We start from the raw sequence: 17,143 nt of genomic DNA, 5'->3' as shown, positions 1-17,143 counted from the left end.
AATTTTGCTTACTGATTCAAACTCATTACATATTTCTTTGGTGTTGTGCCAAATTTTTTCTTAAAAGCTGCTATGAAATGACTTGCTGTACTGTAACCTACTTGTATGCCAACTTCGTTTACATTGAATTGGTTACTTTCTAGTAATCGTCTAGAATGTTCCATTTTATAGTCTAGTAAAAAACTATAAACAGTATCACCATAAATTTGCTTAAAACCTTCTTTTAGTTTTTTAATATTCAAACCAATTTCATTGGCTAATTCTTGCAAGCTTGGTGGCTCTGCCATTCTAGAAATAATTATTTCTTTGGCTTTTCTAATCTTTATTACATTTTCTTCATCTACCAAAAAAGGACAAAACTCACCTTCTACATTTTCGTCTTTTTGAAAATGTAAACTCAATAACTCATAAACTTTACCTTTAACGTATAATTCTCTAATAGAACTATTAATATTAGAGTTTATAATTTGTTGTAAAACAATAGATACTGTTGGTTTAATTTCTGCATCATCATAATATTTTCGATTGCTATTTTCATCACTCAAAAAAGGAATATAACCAGATTCTTTAGAAAATAGTGAGTGAAATTTCTCAATAGAAATTAATAACGAGATTAAAGTTGTTTTAGGTTGTATTTCTAAATTGATAGGTAATGTTCTTTGCGGATTGTATAATAATATAGATCTGTTATCTAAAACATCAAAAGTATAAGAGCTATCATTAAACAAAAATTTAGATTTTCCTCTCAAACAAAAATGCATTTGTATAAAAGTACTATCAATCTCTCTCTCAAAATTTACAATATTTTTGCTTTCGTTCTGAAAATGAAGAACATAAAAACCTTTTTCTAGGTTAATTTCGTCTAAAGTACTTTCTCCGACATTTTTAAACATATAAAATATTTTAAATTTGATGTATTCTATTTAGAATCGTTCTATATAAATTAAGGTAAAAACCTTTAGCCACCACAAAAATAAGGCTTTTTATAAGTTTTTATATTAAAAACAGAGCAAAAAACATATAACGTTATTAAAAGTTCTTTAAGCGACATTTTTTTTTAATTGAAGTTTATATTTTTGTGCAACTTTTACAATTTATGCAAGAGGACAGGCAAGAGCACTTTTACAATATTGGGGTCAGTTACAAAAAAGCTGACGCAAAAACTCGTGGAAAATTTTCTTTATCTAAAGAAAGTCAAATAGCCCTATTAGAATTAGCCAAAGAAAAAGGTTTTAAGGGTATGTTTGTTTTATCTACTTGTAATAGAACAGAAATTTCTGGTTTTGCAGAACATCCATATCAATTAATACAATTATTGTGTTCTTTTTCTGAAGGAACTGTAGAGGAGTTTGCAACCATTTCTAATGTTTATAAAAATCAAGAAGCCATTCAACAATTGTTTAGAATTGGTACTGGTTTAGAAAGTCAAATTTTAGGAGACTACGAAATAGTAGGTCAGCTTAGGCAATCTTTTAAAATGGCAAAATCGTTAAAAACTACAAATGCATATTTAGAAAGATTACTAAATAATGTTTTACAAGCCAGTAAAAAAGTTAAAAACGAAACAAAATTAAGTTCGGGTACAACTTCTGTTTCTTATGCAGCTGTACAATACATTATTAAAAATTTACCAAATTATAATTCTAAAAATATTTTAGTTTTTGGTTTGGGTAAAATGGGCAAGCATACTTGTAAAAATCTAGCAGAATATACGCAAAACAAATCTGTTTGTTTAATAAATAGAACAGAAGAAAAGGCTGTTGAATTTGTAAAAGATCATAGTGTTATTAGAAAATCGGTTATAGAAAATTTATCTGAAGAAATTAATAATGCAGATGTTTTAATTGTTTCTACAGGTGCAGATAAACCAACAATTACAAAAGAACATATTGCTAAGAACAAAGAGTTATTGATTTTAGATTTATCTATGCCAGAAAATGTGGCAAAAGATGTAACTGAATTTAATGGTATTTCTTTAGTTAATGTAGATGAACTTTCTAAAATTACTGATGAAACTTTAGCTGTTCGTCAACAAGAAGTGCCTTTAGCAGAAGCAATTATAGAAACACATAAAGCAGAATTTAATGATTGGTTAAATCATAGAAGATTTACACCTGCAATAGCTGCTTTAAAGCAATCTTTAGAAAATATTAAAAACGACGAAATTAATTTTCAGAAGAAAAAAATTACTGATTTTGATGAAAGTCAAGCAGAAATCTTAACTTCACGTTTTATCCAAAAAATAACAACACAATTTGTGAAACATTTAAAAGATGAAGAAACATCGGTTTCACAAAGCCTTCAAGTAATACATAAGGTTTTTCAATCTTAATTAAAAAAACTAAATGCAAAAAACCATAAGAATAGGAACTCGCGATAGCCAATTAGCGCTTTGGCAAGCTAATAAAGTACGCAAAGAATTAATTGAATTGGGTTACGAATCTGAAATTGTTCCTATAAAATCTACTGGTGATATTGTTTTAGACAAACCTTTGTACGAATTAGGTATTACAGGTATTTTTACTAAAAACTTAGACATTGCCATGTTAAATGGCGATATTGATATTGCAGTACATTCATTAAAAGACGTACCAACTTCTTTACCAGAAGGTATTGTGCAAGTAGCAGTTTTAAAACGTGCAAATTATAGCGATATTTTAGTTTTAAAAGATACAGAAGAGTTTTTTGGTCAGCCAAATGGAGTAATTGCTACTGGTAGTTTACGTAGAAAGGCAATGTGGTTAAATCGTTACCCAACACATAAAGTAGTAGATTTAAGAGGTAATGTAAATACACGTTTGCAAAAATTAGAAGATAATGAGTGGAATGGAGCTGTTTTTGCAGCTGCAGGATTAGAAAGAATAGGTATAAGACCAGCAGGTGCAATTAACCTTTCTTGGATGATTCCTGCTCCTGCACAAGGTGTTATAATGATTGCAGCTTTAGAAAAAGATGATTTTGTAAAAGATGCTTGCGAACAATTAAATCATTATGAAACGCAAGTTTGTGTGGGTATAGAAAGAGAATTCTTAAAACAATTAGAAGGTGGTTGTACTGCACCAATTGGAGCTTTAGCTTATGTTGATGAAAAAACAGAAGAAATCAATTTTAAAGGTGTTCTTTTAAAAAGAGATGGTTCTAAGAAAATTACAGTAAATAAAACTGCAAAAATGGGACGCCATCGTTTTTTGGCAAAAGATTGTGCAGATTATGTAATTAATAGAGGTGGTAAAGATTTAATGTTAGAAGATGAAGAGGTTTCTGCAGTACAAAATGCAGTTTTTTCTACCAAAAAACTATCAGAAGCTCAAAAGAAAACCTTACCACATACAATTGGTATAAAAGATAGCGATTTTATTAAAATACGTTTCAATAGAATTTCACCAAAGGTGATGAAAAACGAAATTGAAAACGTAATTATTACCAGTCAAAATGGAGTAGAAGCAATCCTAAACTCTTTTACTAAGGATGAAATAAAATTCAAGAATATTTTTTGCGTTGGTAGAAGAACCAAAAAGCTAATTGAGAATAGAATTGGTAAAGTAAGTCATGTAGCTAAAAATGCGAAGAAATTAGCAGAATATTTATCTAAAGAATTAGAAAATAAAGAGGTTACTTATTTCTGTTCTGATTTAAGATTAGATATTTTACCAGCATTCTTAAAAACAAAAGAAATAGCTGTAAATGAAGTCGAGGCTTACAAAACAATGTTAAGTCCAGATAAAATTTCTGATGAAGTTTCTGGAATCTTGTTTTATAGTCCTTCAGGAATTGAGAGTTATTTACAGAAAAATTCTACAGAAAAAGTAGCATTTTGTATTGGAGAAACTACAGCAAAAGAAGCAAGAAAACATTTCGAAAATGTACAAGTTGCCAATTTACCTAGTGTAGATTCTGTTTTAGAAATGGTAAAAAAATATTACAATGCAGATGATAATCTTTCTGAAGAGGAGGAATAGTTTGTGTTAGGAAATAAAATATTAATGAAACACACTGCTGTTAAGAGTGTGTTACCCTTTGGGGAAACAGGGGCTTATGTTTAGAACAAGAAGACTTAGAAAACACGAAGGAATTAGAAGGTTAGTTAAAGAAACTAGACTTTCTGTTGATGATTTTGTATATCCACTTTTTATAGAAGAAGGAGAAAATATAGAAACAGAAATCGTTTCTATGCCAGGTATAAAACGTTTTTCTTTGGATAAAATTTCTAAAGAATTGGATGAGGTTGTTGATTTAAAGATTCCTGCTGTTTTATTATTTGGTATTCCATCAAATAAAGATGATGAAGGTACAGAAACTTGGAATGATAATGGAATTATGCAACAAGCAATTCGTTTTATCAAAACCAATTACCCAAGCTTATATGTAATTACTGATGTTTGTTTTTGTGAATACACTTCTCATGGTCATTGTGGAATTATTTGCGATAATGATGTTGATAATGACGCTACTTTAGTAAACATTGCAAAACAAACAATTTCTCATGCAAAAGCTGGAGTTGATATGGTTGCACCTTCTGGAATGATGGATGGAACAATTGATATGATGCGTCAAGCATTAGACAATTCAGGTTTTGTGAATTTGCCAATTATGGGGTATTCTGTAAAATATTCATCCGCATTTTATGGGCCATTTAGAGATGCTGCAGATTCTGCACCAACTTTTGGAGACAGAAGAACATATCAAATGGATCCATCAAACAGAGATGAAGGTTTAAGAGAAGCCACTTTTGATGATCAAGAAGGAGCAGATATTTTAATGGTAAAACCAGCTTTGTCTTATCTAGACATCATTAGAGATTTAAAAAATAATTTTGATAGACCAATTGCATGCTACAATGTAAGTGGAGAATATGCAATGGTAAAAGCAGCCGCAGAAAAAGGTTGGATTGATGGAGATAGAGTTATGATGGAAAGTTTACTCTCAATGAAAAGAGCAGGAGCAGATATTATTATTACTTATTTTGCAAAAGAAGCAGCAAGGATTTTAAACAAACAATAAGATGAGTCTAGAGCAATTAAAAGTTAAACTCGAAAATAAATTTCCAGAATATGAATATAGAATTGGAAATAGAAAGTTAGCAGGAGATTGTATTATTGTTAAAAATACAAAATATAGTGGAGTTGATATTTTTAAGAAAAAAGATAAATTCTTAATTGAAGCAGCTATTCCAGAAATGAAAACAAGATTATTAATTGGTGCTGGAGCCTTATTTTTAAAGTTTTTTAGCAAAAAATTTAAAGAACCTTCAAGTAAAATTTATAAATATTTAAAAGTAGAAGGTATAAATGTAGGCTACAGAATTTAATTTTTTAGAAAAAGCAAAAAAAATGAATTTCAAAAAATCAAATAAATTATATAAAAAAGGATTAAAAAATCTTGTTGGAGCAGTAAATTCTCCAGTTAGAGCATTTTCATCAGTTGGTGGAAATCCTTTATTCATCAAAAAAGCAAAAGGCACTAAAATTACTGATGTTGATGGTAATGATTATGTAGATTTAGTACTTTCTTATGGGCCAATGATACTGGGTCATAGGCATAAAAAAGTGCAAAAAGCAGTTACAAAAGCCTTAGAAAACGGGTATTCTTTTGGAGCATCAACAGAAAATGAAATTAAATTAGCCAAAATAGTTTGTGATGCTTTTCCAGAAATGGATAAAGTTCGTTTTGTAAATTCTGGTACAGAAGCTGTTTTAAGCGGAATTCGTTTGGCAAGAGCTTTTACAGGTAAAGATAAAATCATTAAATTTTCTGGTTGTTATCATGGGCATCAAGATGCACTTTTGGTAGCAGCAGGTTCTGGTTTAGCTACTTTAAGTTTACCAGGTTCTAAAGGTGTTCCAGAAGGCGCTGTAAAAAACACCTTAATTGCAGAATACAATAATTTAGAAAGTGTAAAAAAACACTTTGCAGAGCATAATGATATTGCTGGTGTAATTATCGAGCCAATTGGTGGTAATATGGGAGTCGTAATTCCGCAAAATAATTTCTTAAAAGAATTAAAGAAGTATTTAGAAACAAAAGGAGCATTGTTAATTGCTGATGAAGTAATGACAGGTTTCCGTTCTAAATTTGGCGGCGCTCAAGAATTATTATGTGTTACAGCAGATATTACGTGTTTAGGTAAAGTAATTGGAGGTGGTTTTCCTGTTGGCGCTTATGGAGCAAGAAACGAAATTATGGAAAACGTAGCACCTTTAGGAGGCATGTATCAAGCAGGTACTTTGTCTGGAAACCCAATTGCAATGGCTGGTGGAATAGCAACTTTAACTGAGTTAAGGAAACAAAATCCGTATGATAAATTCGAAGAAATTGGAGCAATTATTGAGGTGATTTTGTTAGAAACTGCTAAAAAATACAATGTAGATTTAACTGTAAACAGATTTGGTTCTATGTTAAATCCGTTTTTCACAAAAACAAAAGTGACTAATTTTGAAGAAGCACAAACATCAGACACAGAAAAGTTTGCAGTATTCTTTTGGGAAATGATAAAAAATGGAGTCTTTTTACCTCCAAGTCAATTTGAAGCTTGGTTTTTATCATCAGCTTTAACAGAAAAGGATATTAAGATTATTGCAAATGCAGTTGATAAAGCAATGAATGCAGTTGCCAATAGTTAAAAGAAATAAAAATAAGAAAGTAACTTTTTAAACTTACTACTTTCAAACTTTAAAAAAATATTTTTGATCTGATTGCTATAGAAGGTAAAATGATTAATAAATACAATAAAGATAAATAGCTAAAAGCCAAAGCCAAAAGCTAAAAGCCAATAGCCAAAAGCTATAAGATGATAAAAAACGATTTATTTTTAAGAGCCTTAAAAGGAGAAACTGTAGATAGACCACCAGTTTGGATGATGAGACAAGCAGGTAGATATTTACCAGAATTTATGGAAATCAAACATAAATATGATTTCTTTACTCGTTGTCAAACTCCAGAATTAGCATCAGAAATTACTGTACAACCAATTAGAAGATATGGAATGGATGCTGCTATTTTATTTTCTGATATTCTGGTAATTCCACAAGCAATGAATATTGAAGTGGAAATGAAACCAAATTTTGGGCCTTATTTACCAAATCCAATTCGTTCTCAAAAAGATTTAGATTCAGTAATTATTCCAGATATTCAAGATTCTTTAGGTTATGTAATGGATGCTATTAAAGCAACCAAAGAAAAATTGAATGATGAAATTCCGTTAATTGGTTTTGCAGGATCACCTTGGACAATTCTTTGTTATTGTGTACAAGGTCAGGGTTCTAAAAACTTTGACAAAGCCAAAGAATTGTGTTTTACAAATCCTGTTGTAGCACATAGTTTATTGCAAAAAATTACAGACACAACAATTGCATATTTAAAGGCAAAAGTTGAGGCTGGTGTAAATGCAGTTCAAGTTTTTGATTCTTGGGGAGGTATGTTGTCTCCAACAGATTATCAAGAATTTTCTTGGCAATATATGCAACAAATTATTGATGCTTTAAAAGATATTACACCTGTAGTCGCTTTTGGAAAAGGGTGTTGGTTTGCACTTAATGAAATGTCTAAATCAGGTGCTTCTGCTTTAGGAGTAGATTGGACATGTTCTGCAAGAAATGCACGTTATTTATCTGGAGGTAATATTACTTTACAGGGTAATTTTGATCCATCAAGATTGTTTTCGCCACCAGCAGAAATCAAAAAAATGGTAACTCAAATGATTAATGAATTTGGGAAAGATAAATATATTGTAAACTTAGGGCATGGTATTTTACCAAACATACCATTAGAAAATGCGAAAGCATTTGTTGATGCAGTAAAAGAATACAAAGCGTCATAAAATAAGAAGTTGGGCGTTACTTTGTTTTGAAAAAAAACAAAGTCGCGCTTTCCATTATATCTTTTTGCAAAAAAGCAAAAAGGATGTCATTTCAATCGCTAACGCACTTTTTGCTAACTTTTAGAGTTAATAATTAAGTAAATGCTTTTCAAAAATAATTATTACAGAAATGTCTAAATTGAAAATCATAAAAAGCCTAAATTTTAAGCAAGTAATTGTTCTTTTTGGGTGGTTTTTAAAACATCCCATTTTTATGTATGCTACTTTTAGAGCAACTGTAAAAACGCTAAGAATAGCTCAAAAAAGATTTCCAAATATTCATAATTTCGACAATAAAGCAAACGCTTTTCGTCACGCACTCTGGAATATTTTAATTGCCAAACAATGTTTAAAGTTTAGCTCACATATAGAGCAAGTTGTGGCTTGGACAAAGCAAATTACAGATTGGCATGAAGACTTTTCTCCTAATAAAATTTTAGCCCAAAAGATGGATTTAAAAAATAATCAATTGGGTAGAAAATGGTTTGCGACTCTAAAAAATGAATCAATAATAGCAATTGAAGAATATTTAATTGAAAAATTAGACAGCGCTGTAAAAATTAATGCAGATACTACTCTAGATAAAATTGATAATTTGGTATTTTTGGAAGACTAAATAATTTACTATGTTAAAGAATATAATTTTAGGAATTAAAGAATACTCAGGCGCTTTCGCTTTAATTTCAAAGTTAAAACTCTGGAAATACTTTATAATACCTGTATTAATTAGTCTAGTTACTGCAGTTTTAATTGGTATAGAAGCCTATGCTTTGTCAGACAATGTTGGTAGTTTTATTGCTAAAATCTGGATTTGGGATTGGGGAAAAGAAATTTTTTATGGAATCAGTAATTTTGTTGGTGGTGTAATTGTCTTAATAATTGGTTTAATACTTTATAAACATATTGTAATGGCTTTATCAGCACCATTTATGAGTCCTGTTTCAGAAAAAATTGAAAAACATTTTTATGGAGATGTAAAACATTTGCATCGTAAAACATCTAACACAGAACAGTTAATAAGGGGTTTACGCTTAAATATTAGAAATTTAGCAAAAGAATTACTAATTTCTGTGCCTATTTTATTGCTTAAATTCATACCCATAGTAAATATCTTTTCTACGATTTTATTATTTCTAGTACAAGCATATTATGCAGGTTTTGGTAATATGGATTATACCCTAGAACGTCATTTAGACTATAAAGGAAGCATAGATTTTGTAAGTAAAAACAAAGGTTTTGCTATTGGTAATGGAGTTGTATTTATGCTTTTCTTGTTAATACCAATTGTCGGAATTATAGTTGTCTTGCCATTGTCAGTAACAGCAGCATCAACCAAAACTTTAAAATTACTACATAATAAGCACGAGCTGGTTTATGAAGAATAATTATTTAGCAAGATATTCAAATTTACTGTAAGATATTGAATACTTCTTGCAAGGTTTTCCAAACATCCATCAAGGTTTCCAAAACCTTGATGGTTTATTAAAAGGTAATAAAAAATGAAAAATTGAAGAACATTTATAAAATTTTTATTTTAAGCTTATTAATCTTTTTAAGTTCTTGTTCTAACGGAGAATCTTTTTGGATAGATTTTAGTTGGGTTCCCATAAATATGGGAGGACATCAATTTGATAAAGCTGCCATTTTCCTCAATTTTAAAATAGATAGTTTTCCAAACCGTTTTTCTGCACAATTTGATACAGGAGCAGAAAGTTTTTTTAAAGAAAACACCATTTCCTCTTTTTTAGAAAATAATACAAAACTGTCAAAAAAACTTGATAAGTTATCAGGTAATAGAAACTTAAATAATTTACCTGTAAAATTAGCGTTAACTAATTTAAATTTAAAATTTAAGGACACTGTAGTACTTCAAAAAAAAGTATTGTTTTATCCAAACACGGGAAAAACATTTACTAAAGAACAGCTTAATACAAGTAGAATTCATTTAGGAACTTTAGGGGTAGATTTATTAAAGAATAAAATTCTTATAATGGACTACGTTTCTAAAAGAATGGCAATTTTAGAAGAAATACCTTGGAATTTTAGAATTAAAAAAAGCATACCTTTTGCATTAGATCAAATTAATAGAGTTCATTTGCCAATTAAAATAAGAGACAATTCTTATTATGTTATGTTTGATACTGGTTCAAGTATTTTTACATTACTTACAAATGATAAAACTGTTTGGGATAAAGTAAAAAGAAATAGTAATATAGATACTTTAAGTGTCTCTTCTTTTGGAAAATATTATGATGTTTTTGGTTCTACTATAGAAGAAGATATACATCTTATGGATATGAATTTAAAAAAGCATAAAATTCATTACAGTACAAGACCTATGGATGATACTTATCTTAATGGAATAAAAGTTATTGGTACAACTGGAAATAAATTATTTTTAGATAAAGTTATCGCTATTAATTATAAGAATAACTCGTTGAATATTTTAGAATAATGAAAAACAAATTTTACAAATACATAGAAAACCTACAAGATGCCATAACTGCTAAACTAGCAGAAGTTGATGGAGTTGCTAAATTTCAAGAAGATATTTGGCAAAGAAAAGAAGGTGGTGGAGGTAGAACTCGTGTAATTGAAAATGGTGCAGTTTTCGAAAAAGGGGGTGTAAATATTTCTGCAGTACATGGAGAATTGCCAGAAGCATTAAGAAATCAATTTAAAGTAAAAGAGGGTAATTTTTTTGCTTGTGGTTTAAGTTTGGTTTTGCATCCTCAAAATCCTTTTGTACCTACTGTTCATGCAAATTGGCGTTATTTTGAAATGTATGATGAAGCAGGGGATGTTGTTACCCAATGGTTTGGTGGTGGTCAAGACTTAACACCTTATTATTTGTTTGAAGAAGATGCAATTCATTTTCATACAATTTGTAAATCCACTTGCGATAAACATCATTCAGAATTTTATCCGAAGTTTAAAAAAGTATGTGATGAATATTTCTGGAATTCTCACAGAAACGAAGCTCGTGGAATTGGAGGTTTATTTTTCGATTATTTAAAAGAAACTGAAGAGTTTTCTATAGAAGATAGATTCAATTTTGTTACGGAAGTTGGCAATAGTTTCTTAGAAAGTTATGTTCCAATTGTAGAAAAAAGAAAAGACATTCAGTTTACAAAACAACATAAAGATTGGCAAGAGGTAAGAAGAGGAAGGTATGTAGAGTTTAATTTAGTACATGATAGAGGAACTTTGTTTGGACTTAAAACTAATGGAAGGATAGAAAGTATTTTAATGAGTTTACCACCTATTGTTCAGTGGAAATATAATCATCAACCAGAAGAAAATTCAGAAGAAGAAAAACTTGTTAGAGTTTTAGAAAAGCCTAAAGATTGGGTTTAAAAATAAAAAGACAAAACAGTGAGTTTTGTCTTTTTTATTTTATTCTGTTTAGATATTTACAGTTTTAATACTAATTTTTAGTAATTTAGTCTTCTATGGTATTCTTTTCCTTAAGAGAAAGATATTTTACAATGTTCTATAAAATTATTATACTTTTTTTATTTCTAACTTCTTTAACTGTGAATGCCCAAGATTTAGATTCTGTTTTTACAGCTAAAAAAGAAGTTGTAAACTTAATAAAAACTGATGAAGAAAAAATAAAGTTTTTATATGAGTGTGGAGAGTTCTTTTACAATATAAACATTGCTAAATCAGAATACTTTTATGCTAAGGCCTTGTCTTTAAATAAAGATAAAAGTAATACTATGAAAGGTAGAGCTTTGTTTAAACTAGGTTTAATAGAGAAGAAGAAAGGGAATCTAAGTACAAGTTTAAGATATTTAAATATAGCAAAAGATATATTTGAAAAAACCAATGATTTTGAACGATTAGCATCTGTTACTTTTGATATTGCTTATGTCTATAGGTATAAAAAACAAGAAAAAAAGGAATTTGAGTATTATAAAAAAGCGTTTAAATTTACTAAAAAAGGAGATAAAAAAAATTTAGGTAAAGGTTTTTTGTATTTAGGTAATTATTATACAAGGCAAAAAAAATTAGATTCTTCAATTTATTTTTATGAAAAAGCATTAAATATTTTTAAAATATTAAACAGAGATGATAGAGTTTATAATGTTTATAACAATTTGGCAAATACTTACTATAAACAAGGTAGATACAAAGAAATTATAAGTTTAAGAAGTTTAGTTCTGCAATATGCTAAGAAAGAAAATAACCAGTTATTAATTACTGTAAATTATCACAATATTGCTGCTGCTTATATTAAAATGAGAAATTATAAGATTGCTTCAATATATCTAGATTCTTCAATTAGTATAGCTGAAAAGGAAAATTTAAAAATAAGATTGTCTAAATCTTATAACTCACTTGCTAAAGTAAATTATGACTTAAAAAATTATAAAAAGGCATATTTATATCACCAAAAACATAAAATTTATTCAGACTCCATTTTTAAATCACAAATATTAAATACATTAAAAGAAACTGAACTTCAAAGTAAGCTTAAAATTGAAAATAAAAATTTACAAATTTTAAAACAAGAACAAGATTTTGATAAAAAGTTATATTTAAGTCTAATTTCTGTTTTTTTATTATTAGGTATTCCTTTGTTATTACTTTTTCATAGAAATTCAGTTAATAAAAATAAAATAATACAAGCAGATTTAGACAAGGAAAAGATTAAAAAAGAAGTTTTAGCGGAAAAGTTTAAAGGAGCAGAAGTAGAAATAAAAAGTTTAGTTGCAGACAATTCCATGAGATTAGAGTTTTTAAAGCAGCTTTTAATGCAATTAAAAAATCAAAGAAAATCAAACAAATCTTTAGCTGTAAAAAATTACATAAAAGATTTATCATTTAAAATTCAACAACAAATTACAATAGAAAGTAAATTAACTTTATTGAAGAAAAAAATAGGTTCTGTAAACGATGGATTTGATAGTTTATTAATTAATGCATACAAAGACCTTACTAAGACAGAAAGAGAGGTTTGTGCTCTCTTGCGTTTAAATTTGTCAATAAAAGAAATAGCATCTATAAGGAATTCAAATTCAGATGCAATTAAGGCTATTCGTTATAGAATAAGAAAAAAAATGAATGTTCCAAAAGATCAAAAACTTGAAAGATTTATTCAAAACCTGATACTTTAATTGTTAAGGAAGATATTGTAATTCCAAAAAAATTGAAATTTTATTACTTTTGTTTTTTCTCAAAAACTTGTAAAACAGTTATATAGGTTTTTCTTGTCACTTTTTGTCACTTTTTAAATTTTACGACTGTTACTATTTGTTACCCTTTTTAAGTGGTTTTGTTTTTATTTAAAATTATATTTGTATCTATCAATATGAAAAATAAAACTATCCCCCCCCCTCAACAATTTGTCTATCCCAATTAGTTTGGTTAACAAATTATTTATAAAGTAGCTTTTTAAAAGCTACTTTTTTTTGTTATAAATAACTTTTCAGATAATAGTATATATTATAAAATTAGAGAAGATTATACTTTATTAATAACAGATTTAGAAAATCATTATATTTATTTAAAGCATCTTAACTACTAGAAAACTAACATTTATGTATTAGTGAATTTTAAGTAATATAAATTGTTAGATGATTAATTTGCAATAAAATTATTGATTATTTTTTATTTAAAAGCTTTAAAAATCATTTTATTAATAAAAATGTGATTGTTAATGTCTGTTTTATTGTCGAAAATACAAAGTTAAAGTTTAGCAAATACTTTTTTAGTTGTGTTTTATGATAATAAAATCAACCATTTTTAGTACTTTTACGCTCTGTAAAATCAGGATAAATGGCAAGATTCGAATTAAAATTACCAAAAATGGGAGAAAGTGTTGCAGAAGCAACCATAACTTCTTGGCTAAAAGAAGTTGGAGACCCTGTTGAACTTGATGAAGCTGTTGTAGAAATAGCTACAGATAAAGTAGATTCTGAGGTGCCATCTGAAGTAGAAGGAACTTTAGTTGAAATTTTATTTGAAAATGATACTGTTGTTGCTGTTGGTGAAACTATTGCAATTATTGAGACAGACAAAGGTAGTGCACCAACTAAACAAGAGCCAGTAATTGTAAAAGAAACTCCAGCTCCAAAGGTTGTAGAGGTAGAAAAAATAATAGAAAAAGCAATTGAAATAGTTGCAAAACCTATAACTAACTCTCCTGATTCTACTAAATTTTACTCACCTTTAGTCAGAAATATAGCACAAACAGAAGGTGTTTCTATAGATGAGTTAGATGCTATTGTAGGTACAGGTCAAGATGGTAGAGTTACTAAAAGTGATATACTTACTTATATAGAAAATAAAGTAACTAAAGCTCCAAAACCAGTATCAGTTCCAGTATCTGAATCTAAACCAGTGCAAGTTCCTATTCAAGAAAAGAAAGTAGCAACAATTCAAAAGCCTAAAGTAGAAAAACCAGTTAAAAAATCCAGTACAATTTCTGTAAATGGAGGTGATGAAATTATTGAAATGAGTAGAATGGGAAAACTGATTGCCAAGCATATGGTAGATTCAGTACATACTTCTGCACATGTACAATCTTTTATAGAAATAGATGTAACAAATATTGTTAATTGGAGAAATAAAGTTAAAGATGCATTTTTTGAAAGAGAAGGTCAGAAGTTAACTTTTACACCAATTTTAATGCAAGCAATTGCGTTAACCATAAAAAAGTATCCTTTAATTAATATTGCTGTTGATGGTGATAAAATTATAAAAAAGAAAAACATTAATTTAGGTATGGCTGCTGCTTTACCAGATGGTAATTTAATTGTACCAGTAATTAAAAATGCTGATCAACTAAATTTAGTAGGTATGTCATCAGCTGTAAATGATTTAGCAAATAGAGCCAGAAATAATGCTTTAAAACCAGATGAAGTTCAAGAGGGTACATATACTGTAACCAATGTTGGTAGTTTTGGTTCTGTAATGGGTACACCAATTATTAATCAACCACAAGTTGCAATTTTAGCTTTAGGAGCAATTAGAAAAGTACCAGCTGTTATTGAAACTTCAGAAGGAGATTACGTAGGTATTAGACAAAAAATGTTTGTATCACATTCTTACGATCATAGAGTTGTTAATGGTGCTTTAGGAGGAATGTTTATTAAAACACTAAAAGAAACTCTTGAAGCTTGGGATGTAAATAAAGAATTCTAAATATATTTATTTAATAAAACAAAGCGCTTAGTATACTAAGCGCTTTTTTTTTATTCTTTTGATAAATAAGTTTTATCAATTAAACTGTCTTTGGTTCCCAAGCAAATTTTTGAAATGGAGCATCTACAGGCGTATTTGCAATATGGTTTGTGTAATTGCTAATTACTTTTTGAGATAAACCTAAAATAATTTCTAATACTTGTTTTTCACCATAACCAGTAGCATAAAAAGTGTTTAAATCTTCTTGATTAACGTGCCCACGATTACGAACAATTTTTAATGTGAAATTGCGTAATGCTTGTAATTTTTCTGTAGGTAATTCAGTCTTGTTTCTTAAAGCGTCACTAATTGCGCTATCAACTTTCATCATATTTGCAATTGCAGTATGTGCAGGTACACAATAATGGCATTCGTGTTCTACGTTAATTGTTTGCCAAACCACAGTTAATTCGTCATTATTAAAAGAAGTATTGGTAAATAATTTATGAATCGTTTGGTATGCTTCTAATATTTCTGGAGATTCTGCTAATACACCATGTAAACCAGGAATCATTCCATTAGATTTTAAGGATTGTTCTAATAAAACTTTACTTCCTTCTGGAGCTGTTTCTAAATTGTGAATTTTTAATGTTGTCATAATTTTTATTTTTACTTGTTTTAATTCGAGTTATATCTAAACAATCGTTTAGTTTTAGTTTAAAAAAAATGATTTATAAATTTTGGAAAATCATTTCTATATAATCTTCTATTTCTTTGTCGCTGTTTACTCTAGATGCTGCAGATAAACCGTGTTTTGCTAAAAGTAAATAATTAGCTTGTTTTAATATAGTTTCTCTGTCTTTAGTAGAATTTAAACTTAACTTTTCAATAAAAATATCTTTTAAATTATTCATAAAAGAATTCATTTGTTCGTTAATAATTTCATCTTCTTTGTTAGAAAATTCATTATAAGTATTGGTTACTAAACAGCCTTTTTGGTATCCTTTTAGTTTGCAAATGCTAACTGAATTGTAAAAAAAATGTTTAATACCGTCAATACCCGTTTTAGAATTCTTTAAATCTTCAAAAACTGAATTCAACTTTTTATTGTAGCCTTTTAAACTTTCAATAAAAAGACCACGTTTGTTGCCAAAACTAGAGTAAATAGAAAACTTATTAATGCCCATTTCTTTTTCGAGCATTTGCATAGATGTAGATTCGTATCCATTTTTCCAAAATAGATTCATCGCTTTTTCAAGGACTACGTCTTCATTATATGCTTTTTTTCTTGCCATTATTTCTAATTACGCTACAAAACTAAACAATTGGTTAGAAATAAAAAAATATTAAGCTTTGTTATAATAAAACTTAACAAAATTTTGTGTTTTTATACTTTGTATAAATTTATAACATTTGTTTATTTTGATGAGATACTTTAATAAAAATTACTTCTTAGTATACAACCACCAATTCATATCTCTAGTAAGTTTATAACCTAGTTTTTCATAAATTCCGATTGCAGGATTTCCTTTATTGGTATGTAAAATAGGTAGTTTATTTTCTTTTAAAATTTCTTTTGATGTATGATAGATAAGTTGTTTTGCAAAACCTCTTTTGGTATAGTCTGGATGTGTAACAACAGAACTTATTTCTATAAAATGGTCAGTTTGCATTCTTTGACCAGAAATAGCAACTAATTTATTATCTTTATAAATACCATAAAAATTGCCCATTTTAAATCCTTTTTTTTGATAGAATCCTGGCATTATTAACCAAATTAAATTATAAACTTCTTCTATATTTTTATCAGTTAATAAAATAATTTTTTCTTTAATATTAACATCAATCAAATTGTCTAAAACCATTTGACAACCATTAATTTTTTTAGATAAAGTAATTTTTTCTGAATCTATTATTGGAGTTTGATTTTCTGATACAAAAAAGAAGTTTTCAGTTTTGTCTGCATATTTTTTTGATGCCTCAGCAGTTTTAGTTTCATCAAAAAAAGCACCAAAATTATTTATTTCAGGTTTGTAGAAATAAGCACCATCAAATTCTATTCGAAATTTTTTATGTGTTTCTTGTAAAGAATACCAAACCGGATTTTTTAATTTCTCTTCTAAAGTTACCATTGTTTACAAAAATAAAAAACTCGCA

Annotated in this window: 16 protein-coding genes; 12 read left to right on the top strand and 4 right to left on the bottom strand. The window is 28.3% G+C overall.

What is annotated here, in order from left to right; all coding sequences use genetic code 11:
* Positions 1–8: 8 nt before the first annotated feature.
* Positions 9–893, bottom strand: a complete 885-nt coding sequence (locus tag KO506_RS01715; protein ID WP_215993178.1) for a helix-turn-helix transcriptional regulator — start codon at positions 891–893, stop codon at positions 9–11.
* Positions 894–1,096: 203 nt separating this feature from the next.
* On the opposite strand from KO506_RS01715, the gene hemA reads away from it, so the two are divergent.
* From hemA to KO506_RS01655, 12 genes are all read left to right on the top strand, one after another.
* Positions 1,097–2,332, top strand: a complete 1,236-nt coding sequence (hemA, locus tag KO506_RS01710; protein ID WP_215993177.1) for a glutamyl-tRNA reductase — start codon at positions 1,097–1,099, stop codon at positions 2,330–2,332.
* Between the two features lie 13 nt (positions 2,333–2,345).
* Positions 2,346–3,959, top strand: coding sequence for a hydroxymethylbilane synthase (hemC, locus tag KO506_RS01705; protein ID WP_215993176.1), 1,614 nt, complete (start codon positions 2,346–2,348; stop codon positions 3,957–3,959).
* Positions 3,960–4,035: 76 nt separating this feature from the next.
* Complete coding sequence (hemB, locus tag KO506_RS01700; RefSeq protein WP_215993175.1) at positions 4,036–5,001, top strand: porphobilinogen synthase; 966 nt, start codon at positions 4,036–4,038, stop codon at positions 4,999–5,001.
* A 1-nt stretch (position 5,002) separates the two neighbouring features.
* On the top strand, positions 5,003–5,308 hold the full coding sequence (locus tag KO506_RS01695) for a hypothetical protein (RefSeq protein ID WP_215993174.1): 306 nt from the start codon (positions 5,003–5,005) through the stop codon (positions 5,306–5,308).
* A 22-nt stretch (positions 5,309–5,330) separates the two neighbouring features.
* Positions 5,331–6,620 carry a glutamate-1-semialdehyde 2,1-aminomutase gene (gene hemL / locus KO506_RS01690; RefSeq protein WP_215993173.1) on the top strand — a complete coding sequence of 430 codons (1,290 nt, stop codon included), beginning with the start codon at positions 5,331–5,333 and terminating at the stop codon, positions 6,618–6,620.
* A gap of 167 nt (positions 6,621–6,787) precedes the next feature.
* Positions 6,788–7,816, top strand: a complete 1,029-nt coding sequence (gene hemE, locus KO506_RS01685) for a uroporphyrinogen decarboxylase (RefSeq protein ID WP_215993172.1) — start codon at positions 6,788–6,790, stop codon at positions 7,814–7,816.
* A 169-nt stretch (positions 7,817–7,985) separates the two neighbouring features.
* Positions 7,986–8,471: a DUF6973 domain-containing protein gene (locus tag KO506_RS01680; RefSeq protein ID WP_215993171.1), complete on the top strand. Its 486-nt coding sequence runs from the start codon at positions 7,986–7,988 to the stop codon at positions 8,469–8,471.
* A gap of 10 nt (positions 8,472–8,481) precedes the next feature.
* Positions 8,482–9,240 carry an EI24 domain-containing protein gene (locus KO506_RS01675; RefSeq protein WP_215993170.1) on the top strand — a complete coding sequence of 253 codons (759 nt, stop codon included), beginning with the start codon at positions 8,482–8,484 and terminating at the stop codon, positions 9,238–9,240.
* Between the two features lie 122 nt (positions 9,241–9,362).
* Complete coding sequence (locus tag KO506_RS01670) at positions 9,363–10,310, top strand: hypothetical protein (RefSeq protein WP_215993169.1); 948 nt, start codon at positions 9,363–9,365, stop codon at positions 10,308–10,310.
* Positions 10,310–11,212 (top strand): oxygen-dependent coproporphyrinogen oxidase, encoded by a 903-nt coding sequence (gene hemF / locus KO506_RS01665; RefSeq protein ID WP_215993168.1) that lies wholly within the window; start codon positions 10,310–10,312, stop codon positions 11,210–11,212. The genes KO506_RS01670 and hemF overlap by 1 nt, the downstream gene beginning before the upstream one ends.
* A 131-nt stretch (positions 11,213–11,343) precedes the next feature.
* Complete coding sequence (locus KO506_RS01660) at positions 11,344–12,978, top strand: tetratricopeptide repeat protein (RefSeq protein WP_215993167.1); 1,635 nt, start codon at positions 11,344–11,346, stop codon at positions 12,976–12,978.
* A gap of 661 nt (positions 12,979–13,639) precedes the next feature.
* Positions 13,640–15,007, top strand: coding sequence for a dihydrolipoamide acetyltransferase family protein (locus KO506_RS01655; protein WP_215993166.1), 1,368 nt, complete (start codon positions 13,640–13,642; stop codon positions 15,005–15,007).
* A 79-nt stretch (positions 15,008–15,086) separates the two neighbouring features.
* On the opposite strand, the gene KO506_RS01650 is transcribed toward KO506_RS01655, so the two are convergent.
* From KO506_RS01650 to KO506_RS01640, 3 genes are all read right to left on the bottom strand, one after another.
* Positions 15,087–15,644, bottom strand: coding sequence for a carboxymuconolactone decarboxylase family protein (locus KO506_RS01650; RefSeq protein ID WP_215993165.1), 558 nt, complete (start codon positions 15,642–15,644; stop codon positions 15,087–15,089).
* 73 nt (positions 15,645–15,717) lie between these two features.
* A complete protein-coding gene (locus tag KO506_RS01645; RefSeq protein WP_215993164.1) occupies positions 15,718–16,281 on the bottom strand; it encodes a TetR/AcrR family transcriptional regulator in 564 nt (187 codons plus the stop codon).
* Positions 16,282–16,431: 150 nt separating this feature from the next.
* Complete coding sequence (locus tag KO506_RS01640) at positions 16,432–17,118, bottom strand: GNAT family N-acetyltransferase (RefSeq protein ID WP_215993163.1); 687 nt, start codon at positions 17,116–17,118, stop codon at positions 16,432–16,434.
* Positions 17,119–17,143 lie beyond the last annotated feature (25 nt).

This window comes from Polaribacter vadi (genome assembly GCF_018861005.1).
GTDB classification, from domain to species: Bacteria; Bacteroidota; Bacteroidia; order Flavobacteriales; family Flavobacteriaceae; genus Polaribacter; species Polaribacter vadi_A.
The sequence above is the reverse complement of the archived record's forward strand: the minus strand, read 5'-3'. Positions and strand labels throughout refer to the sequence as shown.

Excerpts from the sequence above, each read along its gene's own strand:
- KO506_RS01680 (WP_215993171.1), top strand. The coding sequence starts at position 7,986 with ATGTCTAAATTGAAAATCATAAAAAGCCTAAATTTTAAGCAAGTAATT.
- KO506_RS01715 (WP_215993178.1), bottom strand. The coding sequence starts at position 893 with ATGTTTAAAAATGTCGGAGAAAGTACTTTAGACGAAATTAACCTAGAA.
- hemA (WP_215993177.1), top strand. The coding sequence starts at position 1,097 with ATGCAAGAGGACAGGCAAGAGCACTTTTACAATATTGGGGTCAGTTAC.
- KO506_RS01645 (WP_215993164.1), bottom strand. The coding sequence starts at position 16,281 with ATGGCAAGAAAAAAAGCATATAATGAAGACGTAGTCCTTGAAAAAGCG.
- KO506_RS01640 (WP_215993163.1), bottom strand. The coding sequence starts at position 17,118 with ATGGTAACTTTAGAAGAGAAATTAAAAAATCCGGTTTGGTATTCTTTA.
- hemB (WP_215993175.1), top strand. The coding sequence starts at position 4,036 with ATGTTTAGAACAAGAAGACTTAGAAAACACGAAGGAATTAGAAGGTTA.
- hemE (WP_215993172.1), top strand. The coding sequence starts at position 6,788 with ATGATAAAAAACGATTTATTTTTAAGAGCCTTAAAAGGAGAAACTGTA.
- KO506_RS01695 (WP_215993174.1), top strand. The coding sequence starts at position 5,003 with ATGAGTCTAGAGCAATTAAAAGTTAAACTCGAAAATAAATTTCCAGAA.
- KO506_RS01650 (WP_215993165.1), bottom strand. The coding sequence starts at position 15,644 with ATGACAACATTAAAAATTCACAATTTAGAAACAGCTCCAGAAGGAAGT.
- KO506_RS01655 (WP_215993166.1), top strand. The coding sequence starts at position 13,640 with ATGGCAAGATTCGAATTAAAATTACCAAAAATGGGAGAAAGTGTTGCA.
- hemL (WP_215993173.1), top strand. The coding sequence starts at position 5,331 with ATGAATTTCAAAAAATCAAATAAATTATATAAAAAAGGATTAAAAAAT.
- KO506_RS01660 (WP_215993167.1), top strand. The coding sequence starts at position 11,344 with ATGTTCTATAAAATTATTATACTTTTTTTATTTCTAACTTCTTTAACT.
- hemF (WP_215993168.1), top strand. The coding sequence starts at position 10,310 with ATGAAAAACAAATTTTACAAATACATAGAAAACCTACAAGATGCCATA.
- hemC (WP_215993176.1), top strand. The coding sequence starts at position 2,346 with ATGCAAAAAACCATAAGAATAGGAACTCGCGATAGCCAATTAGCGCTT.
- KO506_RS01675 (WP_215993170.1), top strand. The coding sequence starts at position 8,482 with ATGTTAAAGAATATAATTTTAGGAATTAAAGAATACTCAGGCGCTTTC.